This window comes from Collinsella sp. TF08-11AT (genome assembly GCF_003437035.1).
Classification (GTDB): Bacteria; Actinomycetota; Coriobacteriia; order Coriobacteriales; family Coriobacteriaceae; genus Collinsella.
Genome location: NZ_QSRL01000004.1, coordinates 116,117 through 139,062, shown reverse-complemented (window position 1 = coordinate 139,062; position 22,946 = coordinate 116,117). Strand labels below are relative to the sequence as shown.

At 58.6% G+C, this 22,946-nt stretch carries 18 protein-coding genes and 2 tRNA genes; 9 read left to right on the top strand and 11 right to left on the bottom strand.

The features are described from left to right. The first annotated feature begins 23 nt into the window (after nucleotides 1–23). The gene (locus DXC79_RS04470; RefSeq protein ID WP_117635301.1) at nucleotides 24–1,862 is read left to right on the top strand and encodes a glycosyltransferase; all 1,839 of its coding nucleotides are present in this window, start codon (nucleotides 24–26) and stop codon (nucleotides 1,860–1,862) included. A gap of 51 nt (nucleotides 1,863–1,913) precedes the next feature. On the opposite strand, the gene DXC79_RS04465 is transcribed toward DXC79_RS04470, so the two are convergent. Beyond that, nucleotides 1,914–3,761 (bottom strand): DUF6020 family protein, encoded by a 1,848-nt coding sequence (locus DXC79_RS04465; protein WP_117635300.1) that lies wholly within the window; start codon nucleotides 3,759–3,761, stop codon nucleotides 1,914–1,916. Between the two features lie 134 nt (nucleotides 3,762–3,895). Further along, the gene (locus tag DXC79_RS04460; protein WP_117635299.1) at nucleotides 3,896–4,834 is read right to left on the bottom strand and encodes a glycosyltransferase family 2 protein; all 939 of its coding nucleotides are present in this window, start codon (nucleotides 4,832–4,834) and stop codon (nucleotides 3,896–3,898) included. 170 nt (nucleotides 4,835–5,004) lie between these two features. On the opposite strand from DXC79_RS04460, the gene DXC79_RS04455 reads away from it, so the two are divergent. From DXC79_RS04455 to DXC79_RS04445, 3 genes are all read left to right on the top strand, one after another. Next, entirely contained in the window at nucleotides 5,005–5,850 is an 846-nt protein-coding gene (locus tag DXC79_RS04455; RefSeq protein WP_233502994.1) for an ABC transporter permease, read from the top strand. 12 nt (nucleotides 5,851–5,862) lie between these two features. After that, nucleotides 5,863–6,630: an ABC transporter ATP-binding protein gene (locus DXC79_RS04450; protein WP_117635297.1), complete on the top strand. Its 768-nt coding sequence runs from the start codon at nucleotides 5,863–5,865 to the stop codon at nucleotides 6,628–6,630. Nucleotides 6,631–6,684: 54 nt separating this feature from the next. Then, nucleotides 6,685–6,761 (top strand) — tRNA-Arg (locus tag DXC79_RS04445). A gap of 151 nt (nucleotides 6,762–6,912) precedes the next feature. Here the strand turns inward: DXC79_RS04445 and glf are convergent. The 9 genes from glf to aroF form a co-directional block, all read right to left on the bottom strand. Beyond that, nucleotides 6,913–8,037 (bottom strand): UDP-galactopyranose mutase, encoded by a 1,125-nt coding sequence (glf, locus tag DXC79_RS04440; protein WP_117635296.1) that lies wholly within the window; start codon nucleotides 8,035–8,037, stop codon nucleotides 6,913–6,915. A gap of 78 nt (nucleotides 8,038–8,115) precedes the next feature. Continuing rightward, complete coding sequence (gene aroQ, locus DXC79_RS04435; protein ID WP_117635295.1) at nucleotides 8,116–8,553, bottom strand: type II 3-dehydroquinate dehydratase; 438 nt, start codon at nucleotides 8,551–8,553, stop codon at nucleotides 8,116–8,118. Nucleotides 8,554–8,639: 86 nt separating this feature from the next. Beyond that, the gene (locus DXC79_RS04430; protein WP_117635294.1) at nucleotides 8,640–9,890 is read right to left on the bottom strand and encodes a shikimate kinase; all 1,251 of its coding nucleotides are present in this window, start codon (nucleotides 9,888–9,890) and stop codon (nucleotides 8,640–8,642) included. After that, nucleotides 9,891–11,036, bottom strand: coding sequence for a prephenate dehydratase (pheA, locus tag DXC79_RS04425; RefSeq protein WP_117635293.1), 1,146 nt, complete (start codon nucleotides 11,034–11,036; stop codon nucleotides 9,891–9,893). A 43-nt stretch (nucleotides 11,037–11,079) separates the two neighbouring features. Then, entirely contained in the window at nucleotides 11,080–12,177 is a 1,098-nt protein-coding gene (aroC, locus tag DXC79_RS04420) for a chorismate synthase (RefSeq protein ID WP_117635292.1), read from the bottom strand. A gap of 1 nt (nucleotide 12,178) precedes the next feature. Further along, entirely contained in the window at nucleotides 12,179–13,498 is a 1,320-nt protein-coding gene (gene aroA / locus DXC79_RS04415; protein ID WP_117635291.1) for a 3-phosphoshikimate 1-carboxyvinyltransferase, read from the bottom strand. Continuing rightward, nucleotides 13,492–14,598: a 3-dehydroquinate synthase gene (gene aroB / locus DXC79_RS04410; protein WP_117635290.1), complete on the bottom strand. Its 1,107-nt coding sequence runs from the start codon at nucleotides 14,596–14,598 to the stop codon at nucleotides 13,492–13,494. Before aroB ends, aroA begins: the two co-directional genes overlap by 7 nt. 36 nt (nucleotides 14,599–14,634) lie before the next feature. Beyond that, the gene (locus DXC79_RS04405; protein WP_117635289.1) at nucleotides 14,635–15,549 is read right to left on the bottom strand and encodes a prephenate dehydrogenase/arogenate dehydrogenase family protein; all 915 of its coding nucleotides are present in this window, start codon (nucleotides 15,547–15,549) and stop codon (nucleotides 14,635–14,637) included. 3 nt (nucleotides 15,550–15,552) lie between these two features. Beyond that, a complete protein-coding gene (gene aroF, locus DXC79_RS04400) occupies nucleotides 15,553–16,578 on the bottom strand; it encodes a 3-deoxy-7-phosphoheptulonate synthase (RefSeq protein ID WP_117635288.1) in 1,026 nt (341 codons plus the stop codon). A 204-nt stretch (nucleotides 16,579–16,782) separates the two neighbouring features. Between aroF and DXC79_RS04395 the strand changes: the two genes are divergently transcribed. The 5 genes from DXC79_RS04395 (at nucleotide 16,783) to DXC79_RS04375 (ending at nucleotide 22,865) form a co-directional block, all read left to right on the top strand. Then, nucleotides 16,783–16,859: transfer RNA gene (locus DXC79_RS04395), tRNA-Arg, on the top strand. Between the two features lie 76 nt (nucleotides 16,860–16,935). After that, a complete protein-coding gene (locus DXC79_RS04390; protein ID WP_117635287.1) occupies nucleotides 16,936–19,653 on the top strand; it encodes an HAD-IC family P-type ATPase in 2,718 nt (905 codons plus the stop codon). Between the two features lie 103 nt (nucleotides 19,654–19,756). Further along, complete coding sequence (locus DXC79_RS04385) at nucleotides 19,757–20,899, top strand: zinc ribbon domain-containing protein (protein ID WP_158550965.1); 1,143 nt, start codon at nucleotides 19,757–19,759, stop codon at nucleotides 20,897–20,899. A 107-nt stretch (nucleotides 20,900–21,006) separates the two neighbouring features. Beyond that, the gene (locus DXC79_RS04380) at nucleotides 21,007–21,549 is read left to right on the top strand and encodes a peptidylprolyl isomerase (protein ID WP_055249980.1); all 543 of its coding nucleotides are present in this window, start codon (nucleotides 21,007–21,009) and stop codon (nucleotides 21,547–21,549) included. Between the two features lie 11 nt (nucleotides 21,550–21,560). Then, complete coding sequence (locus tag DXC79_RS04375; protein ID WP_231500813.1) at nucleotides 21,561–22,865, top strand: tetratricopeptide repeat protein; 1,305 nt, start codon at nucleotides 21,561–21,563, stop codon at nucleotides 22,863–22,865. Nucleotides 22,866–22,946: the final 81 nt, after the last annotated feature.

The following is a 22,946-nucleotide window of genomic DNA, read 5'->3' as shown; positions in this document are numbered from 1 at the left end:
CGGCTTTGATTAAGGTATTTAAAATGCAGTTTAAACTTGCGAATGTTGTACTTAAAGTTGAAAAGCATGCAAAGGATTTTCCCGAACTCTACTATCGCGTAATCTCCGGTGATGCTTCGTATGATGACGACCTTCATTCACTTCATGTCAATGGACACGTTGACTTTCTGACGTATGTGAATGGCTTATCTGCTGGTAAATGGAATCAATATGCGTCTGTTGACGGCGTTGTCTTGCATATGACTTTATTTGGCAGAGGCCGGGTTGTGGTTCATGGAGTAAGGCCTGGCGAGCTGAATCCTGTCGAGCTTAAATCGAATCCTTTTGATAGCGATCAAGTGGATCCTTGCGTTCTCGATATTGATATCGATATAACTGGCTACGACTTGATCGGTTTTAGGATTGAGAGTGATGAGGGCTATTCCGTAGATCTCTTGAACGCCTCTTATCTGACTGATGTTCCTGAGGACTCCGTTAACCCGATCAATCTTGCTCTTTCTACTACCACATTTAAGAATGAACGATATATTCTTCCAAACATTGAACTCGTTAAAACCGGCATCTCCAAAGAGGACGGTCCGATTTGTGACCACTTCCACATGTTTGTCGTCGACAATGGCCAGACGCTCGATTCTGCATCACTTTCCGATGAGCTAGTCACCGTGCTTCCGAATCCCAATACGGGCGGTTCGGGAGGATTCGCACGTGGAATGATGGCGGCCACTGAAGCTCCTAGTCAGTTCACCCATATCATTTTGATGGATGACGATGTCTCTATCATGCCCGAGAGTTTGATTCGTACGTTTAACCTGCTCTCTCTTGCTAGGGGCAAATATAAGGATGCCTTTATTAACGGTGCCATGCTTTCGATGGAGGACCCAACTCGTCAGTTTGAGGATGTCTCGTATGTGGCGACCACCGGTGCCTATCGTCGCGTAAAAGATGATCTGAATGTTGGCAAGCTGGCTGACATTCTCGAAAACGAGCGTACGAGTGTTGAGGTTGACCAGGCCTATGGAGCTTGGTGGTATAGCTGCATTCCGGTGAAGGCTATCGAAAAGAACGGCCTTCCCATGCCTTTCTTTATCCGCTGTGACGACGTTGAATTTGGCATGCGCAATAAGCCTGTCTATATGACCATGAATTGCATTTGCGTGTGGCACGCAAGTTTTGAGGGGCGTTTCCGTGCTTCGGTTGATTGCTACCAGTACTTCCGCAACTTCTTCGCTATGATTGCTCTCGATGATTGTGCTGATGAGAAGATGTTTGTCCTTCGTATTCAGCGAGGGGTACGTCAGAACTTGCGCGATATGGACTATCAGGCTGCCGAGTTTATTCTCGATGGCTTTGAGGATTATCTGCGTGGCCCTGAGTATCTCCAGAAGCTCGATGGCGCCGCGACGATGATCGGCAAGGGTAAGTTAAACGAAAAACTGATTCCTGTTTCCGAAATGGATCCAGAGCTTCTTCGCAAGGCCGGAGTTACGGAGCAAGTGCTTGCTAATGTTAATCTGGAATTCCATCCTTCAAAATTCATGAAGTATTGGAGATCTATTCCTTACGACAAGCACTATCTTCCCGATGCGCTGTTGCGCGGAAAGCCCGGCTATGCAGTTAAGAATGGCAGCTGTACGCTTGAAGGCAATTCGACGCGCTGCAAGACGCTGGTCTTTCTTGATCCGACTCGCGAGAAGGGGTCGGTCCGCACGATGGATCGAGCACGGTTCAAGAGCATTCGCCGTCGAGAGCACGAACTGATGGCGCGATATCGTAAAGAGGGCAAGAGCGTCAGGGGGGCATGGAAAGATGCCATGCCGTACATGACTTCGCGAGAGTTCTGGGAAAAGTACTTGGGACTTTAATAAGAAGAGGCCCGGACTCAGTCCAGGCCTCTTCTTATATTGAAGTGAGGCTTATTGCGTCGCTCTCGACTTGTGTGCCCCATTGGTAATAACTGCTCGGTACAGCAATGCAATCACAACCGGAAGTGCCAACTGTGCCGCAAAGATGTATCTGGGCCAATACCAGATAGGACTCGCGACAAGGAGCGTTCCGTATAAAAGTAGCAGTGGAAGAACGGGTAATATCCATTGCCATTTTTTGTTAAGAATCAATATGGTGCACGCGAATATTAGAATCCAGAAAACCAATCCGCCGGAAATCGAATATGAAGATAAGGGCAAAGCGTTTCGAAAGCTGTCGAGACTTAAGAGATTTTTGCTACTAATATCATAACCAATTCCGTACTCAAGATTTACATTGCGTGGAACTCCGGCATGAATATTTGCGGTGTATTGAGCCGCTGCTGGAACATTGATGGCCCAATATCCAAACGTTTGCATCTCCCATGCTTCGAAATATACTTTGGGATTACGAAGCATCATCGAAGTCCAATGTGACCAGAAATTATTATTCAGTGGTTCTGAGTTAAACTCTGGGTCCCACTTAAGCAAGTCGGTACACGTGGGACGATATTTATCTTTATATTGATCGAGTGGAAGAAGGCTGTCCATATATGCTCGATCGGAGTCGGACATATCGCCGTTGAGGGCTACGACGCGCGCCATCTGATTGAGGGGGATTCCCAGTGACTCAACCTTTTCTGTTGGAACTACGTGCAATGCAGAATATACGGGTCCAGAGATAATTAAATAAGCCGCAAGCGATAAAAATAGCGGAAGGAGAATTGAGGCGTACCCGTATGATTGCTTTCGGACACGGGATACGATGGAGACCGCTGTTAATAGCAGGACCAATGCAAAAACAATATAGACTCCGTTATTTCGGAACAGCATCGCCAAAAGCGAGAGAAGGCAAAGTGTGATTTTTTGTAATTGTGATAGGGCGACTTTTCTAGCCAGTACTGCATCAGCGAGAATGACGCAAATTATGCAAATGGAGCATGAGAACACGGGGTCTTTCCAGAGCGCAATTGAATATGTGGCAATATAAGGTGATATGCCAAATACGGCGACCATAAGCCAAACAAATTGCTTTCGGATGCCAAGGCGTTCTATAAACCAAACTGCTAGATAACCCAGGCAGATTGCCATAAATGCCATCTGAAGAATCGTATAGAGCGCAATGCCGGAAGTGCGACTTAAACCGATAAATGACGCAACCTGTATGCAAAGTTTCATTGTAAGTGTAAACACAATAGGATGGTGATTAGACAACGGCGCGCCGAATATTTGATTAAGGGAGCTTAGCGTATCCCCAAAAATTAAGCCCGGCCAATATGTCAAAAGGTAGGGGAGCCAGAGGGCAGCTATGGTGGCTGATGCAATAAAGAAGGGCTTAGGGGGAATAGATAAGACTTTCACCGCAGTTCCGCTTGCGTTTTTCAAGCGATAATCGGTCGTTATATGGGTGATCGTACGTGCTATCAGCATCAGAACATAGAGGATGCAAATATAAGCAACGGCGTCGAACCATGTATATGGCTCAATGTAGTTTTCAGCTATTGTTCCTGCATAGGTATTTTCGCCTATGCGAATGTGATGACCGAGCACCAAAGAGAAAGCGAGAAGAACTAGCGCGAAGATCATTAGTGAATCGCTGCCTCGCCACTTTGTTTTGTTTTGAGAGCCTTTGTCGTTCTTAAGAGAATGCTTATGACAACAAATAAATAGCGCAAGTGTGAGGAGCGCCGCAACAAGAGGGAGCGAATAGCCGAAGGTGTATTGAGTGAATACATAAATTGAAAAATACAGTAAAAGAACGTGAACTGGCAATTGAAGTCTTTTAGCTAGTGGATGCATCTCTTGTCCTTAAACAATCCCCGTTGCTCGCCGCAGTTTTTATTCGATAAGTGAGAGCATCTTGCCTCTTGGGTATCAACATGAACGGAGGCAATATCTAACGCAAGCGCCTATATGGCTTGAATCAGTTAAAACTAACGCACCTTTGAACCGTGCGTCTTATAAACCTGCAACTCCCATTGCTTTCTTTCGACTTTCGCAACTGAGTCGAGGATAAGTCCCGTTGCCAGGCTCAGTCCACATAGGAACATGAACGAGACGGCAAGAATGGCGGTAGGGAAGCGTGCCACAAGGCCGGTTTGGAAGTATTCTGCAACAATCGGTATACCGAGAGCGAACCCAATGATGGCAAAGATGATCGCAATAAGACTAAAGAACTTGAGCGGACGATAGTCTTTAAAGAGCGTTCCGATCATTGCGATGACCTTGATGCCGTCGCTGACTGTATTGAGTTTGGATTCAGAGCCCGCAGGCCGGTCTCGATACTCCACTGGCACGTCTTGAATGCGCCAACGGTGGTCGACGGCGTGGATGGAAAGCTCGGTTTCGATCTGGAAGCCCTCACTCAAAACGGGGAAGGTCTTGACGAAAGGCTTGCTCATGGCTCGATAGCCTGTCATCACGTCGTCGAAGCTATAGCCGTAAATCCATTTGATCATGGCTCGAACGAGGTTGTTGCCAAAGCCGTGGAAGGCCCTCTTATTCTCTTCGGCATAGGTGCCGTTTGACAGGCGGTCGCCGACGGTCATGTCTGCCTCGCCGTTAAGGATGGGATTGCAGAGTGACTTGGCGGCTCCGGCAGGGTATGTATCGTCGCCGTCGACCATCAAGTAGCATTCGGCATCGATATCGCGGAACATTTGGCGGCACACGTTGCCTTTGCCCTGCCTGGGCTCATGACGCACCGTGGCCCCGTGCTGCTCGGCGATTTGTGAAGTATCATCGGACGAGTTGTTGTCGTAAACGTAGACAACTGCGCCGGGCAGCTCTCGATGAAAATCGTCGACAACTTTGCCAATCGTCAGCGCTTCGTTATAGCAGGGGATAATGACGGCGATATTCGAGTAGTCCATGCTGGGCCTTCCTTACGACTTAACTGGTCAAAAGTATACCTATCGACCGCCCTCACGGTTAGATATGGTTAGATATGGGTTAGTTCTCCAGATTTGTTGCGGTGGGTTATCGCCTGCGCTGGAGGGCTATACTTTCCACTGTTATGTTTTGCGAGACAAGGAGATGGTCCGTGGCTGACAATGTAGAGAGTCAGAAAGCGGTGGCTAAACCGGCCTCTCACGCTAAAAATGATTTTGAAAAGGACAAGTTCATTCTTAAGCAGCTTGTCACCAAAGATTTTAAAATCAAATATCGTCGCAGCGTTCTGGGTGTGGCATGGTCCGTCCTCAATCCGCTGTTGATGATGGTTGTTATGTCGATTGTGTTCTCGACGATTTTTGGCCAGAGCCGTAATGGGTCAATTACGCCCGAAATGTATCCGTTGTATCTGATTGTCGGTAACATTACGTTCTCCGTCATGTCCGAGTCGACGAACCAAGCGCTTATGTCCATCATTTGGGCTTCCTCTCTGCTTAAGAAGGTTAAGGTGCACCGTTGGGTCTTTCCGGTGCAGAAGGTGCTGTTCTCGCTCGTTAACTTCGCCTTCTCTTTGGTTGCCGTCGCCTTGGTTATGCTTTGGTTCCACGTGCTTCCCACCTGGCATTTAATTCTGCTGCCGGTTTGCTTGCTCCTGCTCATGTGTTTCTGCATGGGCTTGGGCATGATGCTGTCTGCGCTGGCGGTTTTTTTCCGCGATGTTATGCACCTGTGGACCGTTGTTATCACGGCCTGGATGTATCTGACGCCGATTTTCTGGACAACCGACTTCATTAGCCAAATGGCACATTGGATCCAGGTCCTTGTGGTTGTGAATCCCATGTACAACTACCTCCAGTTTATGCGTGATATCTTCCTGTTTAATACCGTGCCTTCTGCGCTTACCTTTGGGCTGTGTGTTGTTTGGGCTATTCTTGCTCTTGCTATTGGTTACGCCGTCTTTCACAAGACCGAGCACAAGTTTATCCTCTACATCTAAGGAGCGCTGTTTATGACTGAATCTGCTATTGATTACAGCAAGCAGCCCCTTGCTGTTGAGGTCAAAGACGTCACCATGATCTTTAACATGGCGTCCGAGTCGCTTACGAACCTCAAAGAGTATTTTATTAAGCTCGCAAAACATGAGCTGTTCTTTGAGGAATTCCGTGCGCTTAAGCACATTTCATTTGATGTGCATCGCGGCGAGGTCATTGGCCTTGTTGGTACTAACGGTTCCGGCAAGTCTACGATGCTCAAGATCATCGCTGGCGTTTTGGAGCCCAGCGAAGGTGAGGTTAAGGTTCACGGCAATATTGCGCCGCTGATTGAGCTTGGTGCTGGCTTTGACCCGGAGCTTACGGCTCGTGAGAACATCTATCTGAACGGTGCGCTGCTTGGCTATACCAAGGAGTTTATCGATGCTAGTTTTGACGAGATTATTGAGTTCGCCGAGCTTAAAGACTTCGTTGACATGCCCTTGAAGAACTTTTCTTCGGGTATGGTTGCGCGTATCGCCTTTGCTATCGCCACGATTACCGAGCCCGATATCTTGATTGTCGATGAGACCCTTTCTGTTGGCGATGTCTTTTTCCAGCAGAAGTGTGAGCGCCGCATTCAGCACTTTATTGAGAGCGGCGACGTCACGGTCTTGTTCGTTTCTCACTCCATGGAGCAGGTTGAGCGTATTTGCCAGCGTGCCGTATGGATCGAGAAGGGCGACCTTCGCATGGATGGTCCCGTGGACGAGGTCTGCAAGGCATACCACGACCAGTTCAAGTAGGTTATAATTTATCAGCCGTGTGAACTTGTACCCGCTTGGCCACTCGGCTTTTATGCTCCATTAGCTCAGTTGGATAGAGCAGGGGACTTCTAATCCCAAGGTCGACGGTTCGAATCCGCCATGGAGCACCAGAGAGTTTTTGAAGACCCGGTATAATGCCGGGTCTTTGCTTTTTGGGACGCGTGCGCGTGCAGTGCTCCCTCAACAATAAGTCCGGTGCAGCGATGCTGCACCGGACTTTCTACATCCCAGAATGGCTATCAGCCTTTGGCTGTTGGGCTCTTACGCCTTAGTCGGTTCCACGCCCAGCTCGTTGCGGACGAGTTCGAAGGCTGCGGCGATGGCCTTGTCCATGTCGTAGTACTTGTAGCCGCCCAGACGACCGGCAAAGACCACGTCGCCCTCCTGCGCAGCCAGCTCCTCGTACTGCTTGTAGAGGGCCTCGTTCTTGGCGTCGTTGATGGGGTAGTAGGGCTCGTCGCCGGGCTTCCAGTCGGCCGGGTACTCTCGAGTGATGACGGTCTTGTCCTGCGTGCCGAACTCGAAGTGCTTGTGCTCGATGATGCGGGTGTAGGGGACCTCGCGCTCGGTGTAGTTGACCACGGCCACGCCCTGGTGGTCCTGCTCGTTGAGCGTCTCGGTCTCAAAGCGCAGGCTGCGGTACTCGAGCGTGCCCAGCTTAAAGTCGTAGAACGCGTCGATGGGGCCGCAGTAGATCGTCTTGGCGGCGATATCGGGCTCGGCGGCGACCAGCTCCTTGTACTCCACGCCGCAGCGCACCTCGACGCCCTCGAGCATGTTGGCGACCATCTTGGTGTAGCCGCCCATGGGGATGCCCTGGTAGCGGTCGTTGAAGTAGTTGTTGTCGTAGGTGAAGCGGCAGGGGAGGCGCTTTATGATGCTCGCGGGCAGGTCGCGGCAGTCGCGGCCCCACTGCTTCTCGGTGTAGCCCTTCACGAGCGTCTCGAAGATGTCGCGGCCCACAAGGGACAGCGCCTGCTCTTCCAGGTTCTGCGGCTCTCCGATGTTCTCGGCGGCCACCTGCTCGGCGATCTTGGCCTTGGCGTCTGCCGGCGTGACGACGCCCGGCCACATCTTGGCGAAGGTGTTCATGTTGAAGGGCATGTTGTACATGTTGCCGTGGAAGTTGGCTACCGGCGAGTTGACGTAGTTGTTGAACTCGGCGAAGCGGTTGACGTAGTCCCAGACGTCCTTCATGGAGGTGTGGAAGATGTGGGCGCCGTAACGGTGGACCTGGATGCCCTCGACGTCCTCGGTGTAGATGTTGCCGGCGATGTGGTCGCGGCGGTCGATGACCAGGACCGACTTGCCGGCGCGCTTGGCGGCGTTGGCGAAGACGGCGCCAGAGAGGCCGGCGCCGACGACTAGGTAATCGTACTGGGACATGGATATGCTCCTTTGTATGTCAATTGGACAGCTACTTAAGCTTTGGGACAAACAAACCTGATTATTTAGTCCCATGGATTAGTGTAGCAGATACTCTTTCAGCAGTTCCAGCGCGTGGGCGTAGCCCATCAGGCCTTCGCCCGTAATGGTGGCGAAGCAGGCCAGGCGTGCGTAGCTCACCTGGCGGAAGTCCTCGCGGGTCTCGACGGCGCTGATGTGGACCTCCACAGCGGGGATGGCGACAGCCTTGAGGGCGTCGAGGATCGCGACGCTCGTATGCGTGTAGGCAGCCGGGTTGATGACGATGCCGTCGACCTTGCCGTATGCCTCCTGGATCTTGTCGACGATGCTGCCCTCGTGGTTAGACTGGAAGACATCGACCTCGTCGAAGCCCTGTGCAGCGCCCGCTTCCTGGCAAATCTGCACTAAGCGGTCGTAGTTGTCGCTGCCATAGATGCCCGGCTCGCGAATGCCGAGCATGTTGAGGTTGGGTCCGTTGATGACGAGTGCTTTCATGGTTGTTTCCTTTGCGGTTGGGCGGGCGGTGAGGCGGAACGGAAAACCACCTCAAAGGTGCACTGTCCCCTTTGTGGTGGTTTTTGCTAGAGGGCTGGTGGAAGGGTGTCGAGGACGGTAGCCGCGGTGTTGGCGGCGCAGTCGCGTGAGTCGATGATGTAGTCGGCCCAGGCGCGGTAGCGCGGCATGCGCTGTTCAGCCAGCTTATCGATTCCGTCGCGGGCGGTGATGGGGCGGCCCTTGTGGGCGAGCTCGTCGAGCTTGCGGTTGAGCATCACGATCTGGCTGTTCTGGTGCAGCAGCGGATAGTTCTCGTCGCGCGTGACCACGCCGCCACCGGTGGAGAGCACCAGGCCGCTGCGCTTGGAGATGTCGGCCAGCGCCGTCGTCTCCTGTTCGCGGAAGGCCGCCTCGCTGCGCTCGACGATAAAGTCGGCGCAGGGCATGCCCAGGCGCTCCTCGAGGGCGCGGTCCAGATCGATGTGCTCGCGACCTGTGAGCAGGGCAATCTGCTCACCCACGCGGGTCTTGCCCGAACCCGGCATACCGATCAGCGCGATGTTCTGCTCGCGGCGTGACAGGCGCTCCGTTACGTCCAGAATGCGCTCGCGCGGGGTGACCTGGCCGGCATAGCGCTCGACGGCCTGTGCCGCTTGGGCCACGAGCATCAGCAGGCCGCCGATGCAAGGGATGCCGCGGCGCTCGGCCTCGAGCATGAGTCCCGTGCGAGCGGGGTTGTAGACGATGTCGATAACGCCTTCGAGTGCATCGAGTCCTTCGAGCGTGCAAGGGGCGTCGGGGCAGTGGGGGAACATGCCGGCAGGCGTGCAGTTGACGAGCAGCGCGGCGTCGGACTGCTGTGCGATATTGCCGTAGTTGACCTCGCTCGTGCGACCCACGGGCACAACGATGGCGCCCAGGTCTCCCAGCACCATACTTGCCGTGGTGCCAGCGCCGCCGGTGGCTCCGAGCACGAGGGCCTTCTTGCCGGCAACATCAACCCCCAGCTCCTCGACCAGGCACCGAAAGCCGAAGTAGTCGGTGTTGTCGCCGCGCAGACGTCCGTCGGCCAGGCGCGTGATGGTGTTGACGTTGCCCATGCGCTCGGCGAGCGGGCTCAGCTCGTCCAGGTACTCCATGACGGCGCGCTTGTAGGGGATAGTCACGTTGGTGCCCTCCCACTCGTCGCCCGTCATAAAGGCCGCGAGGTCCTCGGGCTCGCGCTCAAATCGCACGTACTCGAGCCCAGCGAGCTCTTTGTAGATGGTCGGGGTGTAGCTGTGGCCCAGCACGCGGCCCAGCACGCCGTAGGGGCGGGTTGCGGCGGTATCGGTCATCTAGAGCACCTCCGTGTAGCTGCCAAAGTAGGTAAAGCTCTCGCACACGTCGTCGATGGAATCGAGCAGGTCGTCGAGAGCCTTGCTGCCAAAGGGGCAGTCCAGGTCAAAGTAGAACATAAACTCAAAGTCGCGACCGGAGATGGGGCGGCTCTCGAGCTTGATGAGGTTGATATTGAGTGCGTAGAAGCGCTCGAGTACGCGATAGAGGGCACCCGGCTCGTTGGCCGTGGTGATCATGAGTGAGGTGCGGTTGGCGCCGGGGTAGACGCGCGGCTCGCGGCTGATGACGACAAAGCGCGTGTAGTTGTTGTCCGAGTCCTGGATGTTGGGTTCCAGCACCTCCAGGCCATAGAGTGCCGCGCAGCTGCGCGATGCGATGGCAGCAACATCGGTGCGCTCGGAGCTGGCGACCATCTCGGCCGACATGGCCGTGTTGGGGTACTTGATGGCGTGCAGGTCGTGCGCCTCGATAAAACTGGCGCACTGGGCAATGGCTTGGCCATGGCTGTAGACCTCGTGCACGTCCTGGAGCTTGGTGCCGGGCTTGACGAGCAGGTTGTGGTCGATCTTGAGGCGCAGCGAGCGCACGATGTGAAAGTCGAACTGGGCGAGCAGGTCGTAGACGGCGTTGACCGAGCCGGCGGTGGAGTTCTCGATGGGCAGTACGCCAAACTCGCAGAAGCCGTCGCGCACGGCGCGCATAACGCCTTCGAAGGTCTCGAAAAACGCGATGTCGGGCACGTCGAAGAGCTTGCACGCGGCGATCTGGCTATAGGCGCCTTCCACTCCCTGGCAGGCAACGGTGGCCGTTTGAGGGAAGGGCGCGTCGGAGGCTGCAGCCGTGGCGTGGACCTTTTGCGAGACGGTGATGCCCTTGAGTTCGTTGATGTAGCGCTGCTGCTCGGCCTTGCTCATGCTCATGAGGAGACGGAACAGGGTGATGGTCTGGGCCTCGTAGCGCTCGGGTGCGCGGCTGGCGAGGTTGTTGAGTTTGGAGCGCTCTCGGGCGGGGTCAAAGACGGCCTTGCCCATCTCGATTTTTGACTTGGCGACCTCGGTGGCAATGTCCATGCGCTCGACAAAGCTGTTGAGGAGCGTGGTGTCGATGCCATCGATGGCCTGGCGGATGTCAGCAAGGTCCATGGAGACCCCTTTCACGTGTCGGGGGATGTTGAGGGGTGGGTAGTTAGCGCTGGGCGGCGTCTTCGAGGAGGGCGTCCCAGATGGCAAGGGCGGCGGCTGCCTCGGCTACGGGGACAGCTCGGGGGACGATGCAGGGATCGTGGCGGCCGTGGACCGAGAGCTCGGCATTTTCCATAGCGTCCATGTCCACCGTCTGCTGCTCGCGGCCAATGGAGGGCGTCGGCTTTACGGCCATGCGCCACATGACGGGCGCGCCGGTCGAAATACCGCCCAGGATGCCGCCGGCGTTGTTGGACTCGACCTCGATCTCGCCGGTCTCGGCATCGATGCGATACGGATCATTGTTCTCGCTGCCGCGCATGGCGGCCACGGCAAAGCCCATGCCAAACTCCACGCCCTTTACGGCGGGAATGCCAAACGCGATCTGCGCGATGCGGTTCTCGATGCCGTCGAACATGGGGTCGCCGATGCCTGCGGGAAGCCCGTAAATGCCGCACTCCACGATGCCGCCGATGCTGTCGAGTTCGTCGCGCGCGGCTAGGATCTCCTCACGCATGCGGCCGGCTGCGGCGGCGTCAATGCAAGGAAGATCGTTCGTTAGGATCGCCTTGCGGTCGGCCTCGCGATAGACCATATCGTCCATCGGCAGGTCGGAGATGCCGCCGATCTGCGCGACGTGCGCCATCACGTTAATGCCGCGGGCCTCGAGTGCCTGCAGCGCAATGCCGCCGGCGATACACAGGGGTGCCGTCAGGCGGCCGGAGAAATGCCCGCCACCAGCGACATCGTGCATGTTGTGATACTTCACGCGCGCCGGAAAATCCGCGTGTCCGGGGCGGGGCTTGCGGCGCAGCTCGGAATAGTCCTTTGAGCGCGTGTTGGTGTTCTCGATAATCGCGGCGATGGGTGCTCCCGTGGTATGTCCATCGACCACACCGGCGATGATGTGGGCGGCGTCGGCCTCGCGGCGTTTGGTCGCGGTCTCGTCGCGACCGGGGGCACGACGGTCAAGGAAGGCCTGCAGCCGCTCCTGGTCAACAGCGATGCCCGCCGGGATGCCATCGAGGGAGCAGCCGATGGCGGGGGAGTGCGACTGGCCGAAGATGCTTAAGTGCAAGACGTTGCCAAAGGTCGAGGACATGCTATTCCTCCTCGAGTGTGACCTTGCCGCCCAGCAGGCGGTAGTGGTCGAAGAAATCGGGATAGGACTTGTTGACGGCCTCGGCACCGTGGATCACGACCTCGCCGGTGGCGCGGCTCGCGGCGATAGCGGCCATCATGGCGATGCGATGGTCGTTGTGCGAATCGACCTCGCCGCCGGTAAAGGCGTCGACGCCCTTGATGATGAGGTCGTCGCCGGCAATGCGCACCTGCGCGCCCAGCGCGGTGAGCTCGCGGGTGGTGGTGACCAAGCGGTCGGATTCCTTGATGCGCAGACGGGCACAATCGCGGATAAAGGTGCGGCCCTGTGCCAGCGAGGCCACGGCCGAGATGACGGGCACCAGGTCCGGAATGTCGTGGGCACTCATCTCAAAGCCGGCGAGCTTGTCGGACTGCACGGTGGCGGCGTTGGTGGAGCGCACGATGCGGGCGCCAAAGCGCGAAAGCGCGGCAAGCACGTTACGGTCGCCCTGTGCGGAGCTTAGCGACACGCCCTCGACGGTGATTGGGTCGGTACCGATGGCGCCGGCGCACAGCCAAAAGGCGGCGTTGGACCAGTCGCCCTCGACGGCCACGCTGCCGGGCGTGCGGTACGAGCCACTGCTCACGCGGAAGTTCGTGACCTCGGGCTGGCCGTCCTTGGCCGGAATGCGCTCGACGTTGACCTCGACGCCAAAGGCCTTCATGGCCTGTATCGTCAGGTTGATGTAGGGGCGGCTCTCGATGAGGCCGGTTACCTGCACGCAGGAGGGCTGGGCCAGCAGCGGGGCTGCCAGCAGCAGGCCCGAGATGTACTGCGAGCTCACGTTGCCCGGAAGCACAAAGGTGCCCGGGCGCATGCGGCCGCTCGTCTTGAGCGGAAAACCGCCCAGACCCTGTAGGTCGCAGCCGGCGGCGATGATCTCGTCCGAGAGCGGGGAGAGCGGGCGGGCGCCCAAGCGCCCCTGACCCACAAAAGTTGCTTCTGCGCCCAGCGCGCAGGCGACGGGCAACATAAAGCGGAGCGTGGATCCACTTTCACCGCAGTCAAGCGTGCTGCCGGCAAGGGCCTTGAGCAGGCCAAACTCAACACTCTTCATGGTGGGGTGGACCTGGAAGCCGTCCTCGACGGTCTCGATGCGAGCACCCAGGGCCGTAAGGCAGCGCACCGTAGCCTCGATGTCGGCGCAGGTGGTGTTGCAGGTGACGTGTGTCTCGCCGTTGGCAAGCGCAGCGCAGATGATCAGGCGATGCGCCATCGACTTGGACGCGATGGCGGGAACGGTGCCCTTGAGCGGGGACGGGGTGATGCGGGCTAGCATGCGGATGCGTCTCCCTTCTGGCCGAGGCCCTCGGCAATGAGTTCGTGGAAAGTGGAAAGCGGTGTGCGGTCGATGCTGCAGCGGCCAATGCCGTGCGGAATCACTAGATCGATGGTGTCACCCGCGCGCTTCTTGTCGTGGAGCGCCTCGGCAAAGACGGTATCGGCATCTAGGTCGCAGCGGGTCTTGAGGCCATGGCGGGCGCAGAGTTCCTCAATACGATCGGGCAGTGCAGCATCGCAAATGCCGTGCAGGGCCGCGGCGCGCGTGATGATGCCCATGCCGATTGAAACGCAGTTGCCGTGTCCGAGCTCAAAGTGCTCGCAGGCCTCGACGGCGTGCCCGGCGCTGTGTCCAAAATTGAGGAGCTTGCGCTGGTTGGTTTCGCGCTCGTCGGCGACGACCACGGCGCGCTTGATGTCGATATTGCGGGCAATGATAAGCGCCACGCGAGCCACGTCCTGGTTGAGCAGCTCCAGCGTGAGCGGGGTCTTCTCCAGCTCGGCGAAAAGCTCCGGGTCGGCGATTACGGCGTGCTTGACGACCTCGCCGCAGCCGTCGGCGAACTGCTCGGGCGTGAGGGTGGCCAGGCACCCCACGTCGGCAATAACCACGCTCGGCTGCCAAAAGGCGCCGGCCAGGTTCTTGCCGGCAGCCAGGTCTATGGCGGTCTTGCCGCCCACCGACGAATCCACCATGGCGAGCAGGCTCGTGGGGATCTGCACAAACTTGCAGCCGCGCATGTAGGTGGCGGCCACAAAGCCCGCCACGTCGCCCACGACGCCGCCGCCGAGTGCCACGATCACGTCGGAGCGCGAAAGCTCGTGCTCGGCCACAAACTCCAAAATGGCAACATAGGTTTCGGCGCGCTTATGGGCCTCGCCGGCCTCGAAGGTGCAGATGCTCACCTCGTAGCCTGACGCCTCCAGGCTCTGCTTAACGGGCATCTGGTAGAGCGGGCCCACGTTGGTGTCCGTCACGATGACGGCCTTGGTGCCGCCGGCAGTGGCACGCACGAGCGGTCCCGCCTGCTCCAGCAAAAACGTGCCAACATGCACCTGGTAGGGGCGTGCAGTGTCGATATCGATGGTAATCGCCATAAGCTTCGGTCCTTTCGACCTGGCGTGATGGGTTGTCTAGTGGGAGGCCTCGTCGTCGAGTGCGCGCTTAATGCGGTCGCCCTCGGCAAGGAGATTCTCCAGATAGCGCTGGTCGCGGTCCTTGAGCGCACGGCTGTAGGCGCCAAGCGATTCGATCAGATGGTCGATCTCGAAGGCGAGCGCATCGGCGTCGTCGATCATGAGCTCGGACCACATCTGAGGATTGAGGTGTGCCACGCGGGTGAGGTCGCGGTAGCTGCCGGCCGAAAAGCCGTGGTGGACCTGAGCGGTCGGGCTCTTAACATAGGCGTTGGAGACGACGTGCGCGAGCTGGCTCGTAAAGGCGATGACGCGGTCGTGCTCGGCGGCGCTCGTTACGCTGAACTTGCCAAAGCCCAGGGGACGTACCATCTCGCGCACCTGGCCCAAAAGCTCCAGCTTGAGTGCGTCGTCCACTGCGGGCGGTACAAGCACGAGCGGTGCGTCCTGGAACAGGTCGGCGCGGGAATGCGCGTAGCCCGAGAACTGCGTGCCCGCCATGGGGTGCGCGCCCACAAAGTAAAAACCGTGCTCGCGGGCAAGCTCAAAGGCGCGCTCGCACACGATGCCCTTGACGCCTACGGTGTCGATCACCACGGGGCCCATGATGGCCTCGGTGTCGGTGGCGTCGGCGAGTGCCTGGGCGTGCGCCTCGAGCCACTCGATGCAGGCCTCGGGGTAGCATGCCAGGACGATGATGTCGCATTCGCCGAGCGTCTCGTCGTTGAGCTCGCCGGCAACGGTGCCCATGCTGGCGGCCGTCATGACGTCGTCATCGGGGTCCCAGGCCAGCACACGGACGCCCGCCTGCGCATAGCCGCGGGCAAAACTGCCGCCGATGAGGCCCAGGCCCACGATGCCGGCGCACTTGGGGCCACCCTGGTTAACGCGTGCGTTTCTCACCGTGCCCATGGGCTACTCCTGAACGGTCTCTTGGCAGACGACCTCGCGGATGGCGCGGATGCGGCGCATGGTGTCGTCGAACTGGTCGGGGGTGAGGGCCTGAGCGCCGTCGGACCAAGCATGGCTCGGGTCGTCGTGGACCTCGATCTCCAGACCGTTGGCGCCGCAGGCGGTCGCCGCGAGCGCCATAGGCTCAACGTAGCGGGTGTAGCCGGTGGCGTGGCTGGGGTCGGCAACGACGGGCAGGTGCGACAGGTGGTGGAGCACCGGCACGGCGTTGAGGTCGAAGGTGTTGCGGGTGCGGGTCTCGAAGGTGCGGATACCGCGCTCACACAGGATGACGTTGTCGTTGCCCTCGCTCATGATGTACTCGGCAGCCATGAGCAGCTCGTCGACGGTGCCGGACATGCCGCGCTTGAGCAGAACCGGGGTCTGCGTCTTGCCGACCTCCTTGAGCAGGGGGAAATTCTGGGCGTTGCGGGCGCCGATCTGCATGACGTCAATCTTCTTGTCGAGGAAGACCTGCACGTCGCGCGGGTCCATGATCTCGGTGACGATCGGCATGTCGAGCTCGGCGGATGCCTCGCACAGCAGGTCCAGACCGGCGGGGCCCATGCCCTGGTAGGCGTACGGGGAAGTGCGGGGCTTGTAGGCGCCGCCGCGCAGCATCGTGGCGCCGGCTGCCTTCACGCGGCGGGCGATGCGGATGAGGTTCTCGCCCTCGACGGAGCACGGGCCGGCGATGACCTGGAACTGGTCGCCGCCGATCTTGACGCCGTGGCCGCAGTCGATGACGGAGTCCTCGGGGTGGAACTTGCGGTTGGCGCGCTTGAACGGCTCGGAGACGCGCTGCACGCGCTCGACGACATCCATGGACTCGAGCAGGAACGGGTCGATCTTGGTCGTATCGCCCACCAGGCCGATGATCGTCTCATTCTCGCCGCGCGAGACATCGGTCTTCAGGCCCTTTTTCTCAATCCAGCTGACGATATGGCTGACGGCCTCGTCGCTGGCGCTCTCTTTTAAAATTGCAATCATGGTGTGCCTCTCACCTCGATGGATAACCCTTGCAAAAACGGCCCGCATTGCGAGCCGTGTACATATGGTGCATGAGAGTTTATACTATCTGACTCGCTTTTGCCTTCTAAAGTGGGCCGTTGAGCCGCGTCTTCCTCGGAATTGCAAAGCTTTTTCTTTTATTTTGATAGCCCGTGGTGCACTTGGGTATAATGCCAAACGTTGGCCCTATTAGCTCAGGGGATTAGAGCGTCTGCCTCCGGAGCAGAAGGCCGTTGGTTCGAATCCAACATGGGGCACCATCGAACGTGAGACCGTCCGAACCTCGCATGGTCCGGGCGGTTTTTCTTATACCGACGCGACGTGATGGGACGTGGTATGGCAGCAACGGATATCGAGCGCGGACTCTCGACCGCCGAGGTCGAGGAGCGCATCGCCGCCGGTAAGATCAACCGCAACATGGAGCTCAAGACCAAGTCGGTCAAAGAGCTCATCATCGAGAACCTCTGCACGCTGTTCAATTTGATCAACGTGATCTTTGCGTTCCTGGTCATTTTGACCGGTTCGTTTAAGAATCTGACGTTCCTGTTCGTGGTGTTCCTCAATACCGCTATTGGCGTCATTCAGTCCATGCGTTCCAAGAAGATGGTCGATAAGCTCACGCTGCTGACCTCCAAGAAGGCCATCGCGGTGCGCGACGGCTCCGAGGTGGAGCTCGACCTGGACCAGATCGTGCTCGACGACATCATCCGCCTGGGGCGCGGCGACCAGATCCCCGCTGACGCCGTGGTGGTTTCGGGCGAGGCGCTCGTGAACGAGAGCCTGCTGACGGGCGAGAGCGATCTTATTAAGAAACAGCCCGGTTCCGAGCTCATGAGCGGCAGCTTTATCGACTCGGGTCTGCTGCGCGCCCGCGTGATCCATGTCGGCGCCGACAACTACGTGGCCAAAATTAATAACGAGGCCAAGTACGTCAAAAAGGTCAATTCCGAGATCATGAACGCGCTTAACGCCATCGTGCGCTTTGCGAGCATCATCATGATCCCGCTCGGTTTGGCGTTGTTTGCCTCGAGCGTGAGCGAGCTGTGGGATGCCGCGGGAACCCCAGGCAATAGCGCGCTTTCGTGGTGCTTCTCCGAGCTGTTGGCTGGTCATGTGCCTTCGTCGGCGCTGCTGTCCACGGTGGGCGCCCTGCTGGGCATGATCCCGCAAGGCCTGGTGCTGCTGACCTCGTCGGTGCTCGCCATCGCCACGGTGCGCCTGGCCCGCCGCAAGGTACTCGCGCAGCAGCTCTACTGCATTGAGACGCTCGCGCGCGTCGACGTGCTGTGCCTGGACAAGACGGGCACCATCACGTCGGGCCGCATGGAGGTCGAGGGTACCTATCCGCTGCCGGTCGAGGGTATGGGTGCGGGGGAGGGCGACGCCGCCGTTCCCGTCGATACCACGGTGCTCGATTTTGCGCTGGCTAACGTCGCACGTGCGACCTCGGCCGATGCCAACGAGACCTGTCAGGCGCTGCTCAACTATTACGCCGACCGTCCGGTCGAGGTGTCCGAGCCGCTGTCGGTCATTCCGTTCTCGTCTTCCAAAAAGTGGAGCGGCGCGTCGTTTGCACAGGGCTCATATGTGATGGGTGCGGCGCAGTTTGTGCTCTCTGATCGTGCGTTTGCCCAGGTCGAGAACCGTGTCGCCGAGCTTGCCGATACCTGCCGCGTGCTCGTGGTGGCGCGCGTTGACGGCTTTACGCCCGATGGCGATATGGTGGGCGAGGCCGAGCCCGTGGGCTTTGTGACCATACGCGACGAGATCCGTACCTCGGCGGCCGAGACCATCGGCTACTTTAACGAGCAGGGCGTGACCCTCAATGTGATCAGTGGAGACGACCCGCGTACGGTGTCGTCGATCGCGCGTGTGGTGGGCGTGCCGGGGGCGGACGCTTATGTGGACGCCACGACGCTCGATACGCCGGCCAAGCTCGATGCCGCAGTGGACCGCTACCATGTCTTTGGTCGTGTGACCCCGCAGCAGAAGCGCGAGCTCGTGCAAGCGCTCAAGCGCCGCGAGCACACCGTGGCCATGACGGGCGACGGCGTCAACGACGTGCTGGCGCTCAAGGAGGCCGACTGCTCCGTGGCCATGGCAGCCGGCTCCGATGCCGCGCGCAACGTGGCCGAGATCGTACTCGTTGACAACGACTTTGCCTCGATGCCCGCCGTGGTGGCCGAGGGCCGTCGCTCCATCAACAACCTGCAGCGTTCGGCCTCGCTGTTCCTGACCAAGACGCTGTTCTCGATGGGCCTGGCGGCGCTGTGCATCGCGCTGCCGCCGTACCCCTTCGAGCCCATCCAGATGACGCTCATCAACTTCTTCTGCATCGGCGCGCCGGGCTTTGTGTTGGGCTTGGAGCCCAACAATGCTCGCGTGAAGGGGTCGTTCCTGACGAACGTGCTCAAGCGGGCACTGCCGGCGTCGATTGCGGTCATTTTGGCTGCGGCGCTCGATATCTTTGTGGCGCGCGTGTTTGGCTTTAGCCAGCTTACGCTGTCTACGATGTGCCTGCTTACGTCGTGCGCGGCGAGCGTCAGCCTGATCTGGCGCATCTCGCAGCCTCTCACGCCCTTACGTGTGGTGCTCTATGTGTTTGTAGTCGCCGGCATCCTGGTGGGCGTTATCGGATTCCCAGAGCTGCTGTCTATTGCCAACCTGTCGATGGGCCAGATGGTTATCTTGGCTGTCATCGTGGTCATCACCTGCTCGGTGTTCTTTAAGCTCGCCACGATGATGGATTCGCTCAAGCCGCGTCGTCGTCATGCCGCAACTGGTTTTGGCCGCGGTGTGCGCGTCCGCTTGGGTCGCGGTGGCGGCAAGGTGAGCTCGACGGGTTCGACGGCGGAGCGTTTTGCCAAGCGCGTCGCCGCCGACATGGCGCAGCGCCGCAAAGCTCGCACCGTTCGTGAGGCCGAGGCCCGCGCACTCGAGGGCGTGGCCCAGGCCCAGCCCAAGAAAAAGAAGAGTACCGGAGTCAAGCGCTCCCGCGTAACCAAGTCCGCCCAAGGCTTCAAAGTCTCGATGCCGAGCAAAAAGAAGAAGTAACTACGCGCCCTGGCGATGTTGAATTGGTGCCTTGCTCCTGTGGGGCCTTGGCGATGTTATGCTCTAACCTCGATTGTTTGAATTGCTTCGAAAAGAGGATGCCGTGATCTGTCCGCATTGCCTTAAGACCATCGAGGACGGCGCCTCGTTCTGCCCCTACTGCAACGCCTATGTGGGTCCGGGCGATGGTCCCGAGCACACCGAATTCGTGTTCTGTGAGGGCTGCGGTGCCCGTCTTTCTCCGCATGATCGTACGTGCCCCAAATGCGGACGCCCCGCTCCGGGTATCCTCTCCGAGGACGCGGCCGCATCCGACCTGGCAGCGGGCCGCACGGCGGGCTTTCCGCGCCTAACGCAAGAGCAGATCGATACCGAGGTGCCGCATGCGCCGGCCTCTGCCGCTGCGGTGCTTTCGGACGCCGCCGACCCCAATGAGACCTGCGTGCTGCCGGCTTTCGATAAGGATTTCGGTATCCCCAAGGTCGATATTCCCATGCCCGTTTCCCTGCATGACGATGCTCAAAAACCCAAGCGCAAGGTGCACCCCGACGAGGACGCCTATCACAAGCACAAGCGTCATATTCCCAAGCCGCTTATCGTCATCGCGGTCCTTGCCGTCGTTTGCGGCGGTGCCTATTGGTTCGTGACGACCGATCCCATGGGTGTTATGCCCGGCTTCTACGACCAGTTTGGCCAAGCTGCACAAACCACCTTCCCCACGCGCCAAAAGGGCGAGGCGACTGAGGACGATACCAAGCAGGGCGATTCTGCCGAGGTGGTCCAGGAAGAAACCGTGCTCACCGATGATCAGCTCTATACCAGGCTCGACGGTCTGTATCAGACCATCGTGTCCTACGCTGACGAAGACCAGATCGGCGAGGTCATCGATTCCTTTAACAACGGCTATCTCCGAACGCCGCTGTCCACCCGTCAGGAGCTGTCGCAGAGTGCCTACGCCCTGCGCGACCAGATCAAAAAGACGCAAGATGAGCTCAACAACCTTAAGTACCAGGACGATTCGGTCTATGCGGATGACATCGCCCACTTAAAGCAGCTTGCCGAGTGGATGTATGAGCGCGTCGACGTGATCTGCCAGAGCTGGGATATTTCGCTGGCCATTCCCGATGGCGAGTCGATGAGTTCCCACCAAAGCGAGATCCTGGCGCCCATCGCGCAGGGCGGCAATAGCGCGCTGAACCAGTACGATGCCAATGTGGGTTCCTGGAAGCCGCAGCAGCGTTCCTAAAACTAGTTCGCCATAGTCGGCATAACCTACGTACGCAATTGATGTAAGCCCGTGCTTATTGCTACAATTCGTACAAATATGCTTTAAACGCACGAGGAAGGAACCACATGTTTGGTTTTAAGAAAGAGCTCTACACGCCCGAGTATCAGCTTGTCGGCGACGAGTGCGCCGTAATCGAGACGTCGAAGGGTACCATCAAGGTCAAGTTTGACGGCGAGGGCGCTCCCATTCATGTCGCGAACTTCTGCGAGCTTTCCACGATGGGTTTCTATGATGGCCTTAAGTTCCATCGCTATGTGCCCGGTTTTGTTATCCAAGGTGGCGACCCCAATACCCGCGACATGTCCGGCGCCGACGTCGCCGCCGGTCTTGAGGGCCCCGACGGCATGCCCGGTACCGGTGGCCCCGGCTACTGCATCAAGGGCGAGTTCGCCACCAATCCGCGCAACAGCCATGTCGATGGCGCCCTTGCCATGGCACGCTCCATGGACCCCGATTCCGCGGGTTCGCAGTTCTACTTCTGCCTGGGCGCCCAGCATAACCTCGATTCCGGTTACACCGTCTTTGGTACCACGGTCGAGGGTCTCGATGTGATTTCGCAGCTGCGTGCCGGCGACGAGATCGTCCATGTCGAGATCGTTCACGAGTAAAGGGGACTTCCTTGAATAGCCAGCTGATCCAACAGGGCCGCGCCGCTTACCGCGCGGGTGATTTTTCCGCTGCAGCCCAGATGCTTGGGGCGGCAAAGACTCCCGATGAGATTATGGGCGAGGCAGATCACCTTCGTGGCAACGCCTTGATGCACCTGGGCATGTATGCCGAGGCCGCCGAGGCCTATGCCGCCGCCCTCAACGACGGCACCTACGGCAAGCGCGGCGCGCTGCTCACCAACCGCGGCAAGGCGCTTGCCGCCGTGGGCGACTACACGACGGCCGCTCAGGCGTTCTCTGCTGCTACGCAGGATGCTTCCTATGCCACGCCGTTCAAGGCCTATCTGGGCCTGGGCAATGCGCTGTTCCAGTCGGGCGACTATGCCAACGCAGGAACCGCCTTCCGTCAGGCTGCCATCGACGGCGCCAATCCGGCTCCTGCCGCCGCACTCGGCGAGCTCGGTCGTTGCTTCATTAAGCTCGGCCGTCCGGCGGATGCCGTGGAGACCTACCGCACGGCTATCGACTTTGCCGGCCCCCGCGACGACACGCGTGCGCTCAACGCCGGCATGGGTCAGGCGCTTTCTGCCGCCGGCCGTCCCTCCGACGCACTCGACGCCTTTAACGCCGCTACTGCCGATGGCATCTACCAGCTCACCTCCGAGCAGGCCGATGAGCTTGCCCGCGTGCACGATTCGCTTGCCGCGCTGTCTGCCCAGACGGCTATGGCCACGGCTCCGGCGCCCGCGATGGACGCTCCTGCCGTCGATCCGCTCGATCCTACGGGCGCGACCGGTCAGTTTATGCCCGATCCCTCGGACACCGGCTTCTTTACGCTGTCCGAGTCCGAGATGGTCCAGCAGGACCGTCAGGATCGTAAGCAGGCCAAGGTCCGTCGTCGCCATCGCCACACGGGTCTTAAAGTCTTCATCGTGCTGCTTCTGCTCATTTTGATCGCCGCGGGCGGTCTGGGCTTTGCCTACACGCGCGGCTTTGGCTTCCCGTCTCAGGAGTCTGTCGTTACCGATCTGTTCCAGGCTGCCGGCGACGGTGACGCCGCAAAGGCCGAGTCTTGCCTGGCCTCGAGCCTGTCCGAGGACGCTAAGTCGATGATCATCTCCTCGATTCCGCAGGGTGCCACCGTGTCCGTCGAGGGCATGGATCAGTCCATGACCGAGACGACCGCCAAGGTGAAGGCATCGCTGTCCAAGGGCGGCGAGCAGGAGTACACCGTCAAATTCGTGCGCTCCGACAACCATATCGGCTGGGCCGTTTCTTCGCTTGATATGGATTTCTCGGCTGCTGACAACCAGTAGTGACCTTATGGGATTTAGCTTTGCCCGGCGCTTCACCGCAAGTGAGGCGCCGGGCTTGCGCTAGTATGATGAGCTAGTAGT

Excerpts from the sequence above, each read along its gene's own strand:
- glf (WP_117635296.1), bottom strand. The coding sequence starts at position 8,037 with ATGTCCCAGTACGATTACCTAGTCGTCGGCGCCGGCCTCTCTGGCGCC.
- aroB (WP_117635290.1), bottom strand. The coding sequence starts at position 14,598 with ATGGCGATTACCATCGATATCGACACTGCACGCCCCTACCAGGTGCAT.
- aroA (WP_117635291.1), bottom strand. The coding sequence starts at position 13,498 with ATGCTAGCCCGCATCACCCCGTCCCCGCTCAAGGGCACCGTTCCCGCC.
- DXC79_RS04470 (WP_117635301.1), top strand. The coding sequence starts at position 24 with ATGCAGTTTAAACTTGCGAATGTTGTACTTAAAGTTGAAAAGCATGCA.
- DXC79_RS04430 (WP_117635294.1), bottom strand. The coding sequence starts at position 9,890 with ATGACCGATACCGCCGCAACCCGCCCCTACGGCGTGCTGGGCCGCGTG.
- aroF (WP_117635288.1), bottom strand. The coding sequence starts at position 16,578 with ATGATTGCAATTTTAAAAGAGAGCGCCAGCGACGAGGCCGTCAGCCAT.
- DXC79_RS04450 (WP_117635297.1), top strand. The coding sequence starts at position 5,863 with ATGACTGAATCTGCTATTGATTACAGCAAGCAGCCCCTTGCTGTTGAG.
- DXC79_RS04390 (WP_117635287.1), top strand. The coding sequence starts at position 16,936 with ATGGCAGCAACGGATATCGAGCGCGGACTCTCGACCGCCGAGGTCGAG.
- DXC79_RS04460 (WP_117635299.1), bottom strand. The coding sequence starts at position 4,834 with ATGGACTACTCGAATATCGCCGTCATTATCCCCTGCTATAACGAAGCG.
- aroC (WP_117635292.1), bottom strand. The coding sequence starts at position 12,177 with ATGTCCTCGACCTTTGGCAACGTCTTGCACTTAAGCATCTTCGGCCAG.
- aroQ (WP_117635295.1), bottom strand. The coding sequence starts at position 8,553 with ATGAAAGCACTCGTCATCAACGGACCCAACCTCAACATGCTCGGCATT.
- DXC79_RS04465 (WP_117635300.1), bottom strand. The coding sequence starts at position 3,761 with ATGCATCCACTAGCTAAAAGACTTCAATTGCCAGTTCACGTTCTTTTA.
- pheA (WP_117635293.1), bottom strand. The coding sequence starts at position 11,036 with ATGGACCTTGCTGACATCCGCCAGGCCATCGATGGCATCGACACCACG.
- DXC79_RS04380 (WP_055249980.1), top strand. The coding sequence starts at position 21,007 with ATGTTTGGTTTTAAGAAAGAGCTCTACACGCCCGAGTATCAGCTTGTC.
- DXC79_RS04405 (WP_117635289.1), bottom strand. The coding sequence starts at position 15,549 with ATGGGCACGGTGAGAAACGCACGCGTTAACCAGGGTGGCCCCAAGTGC.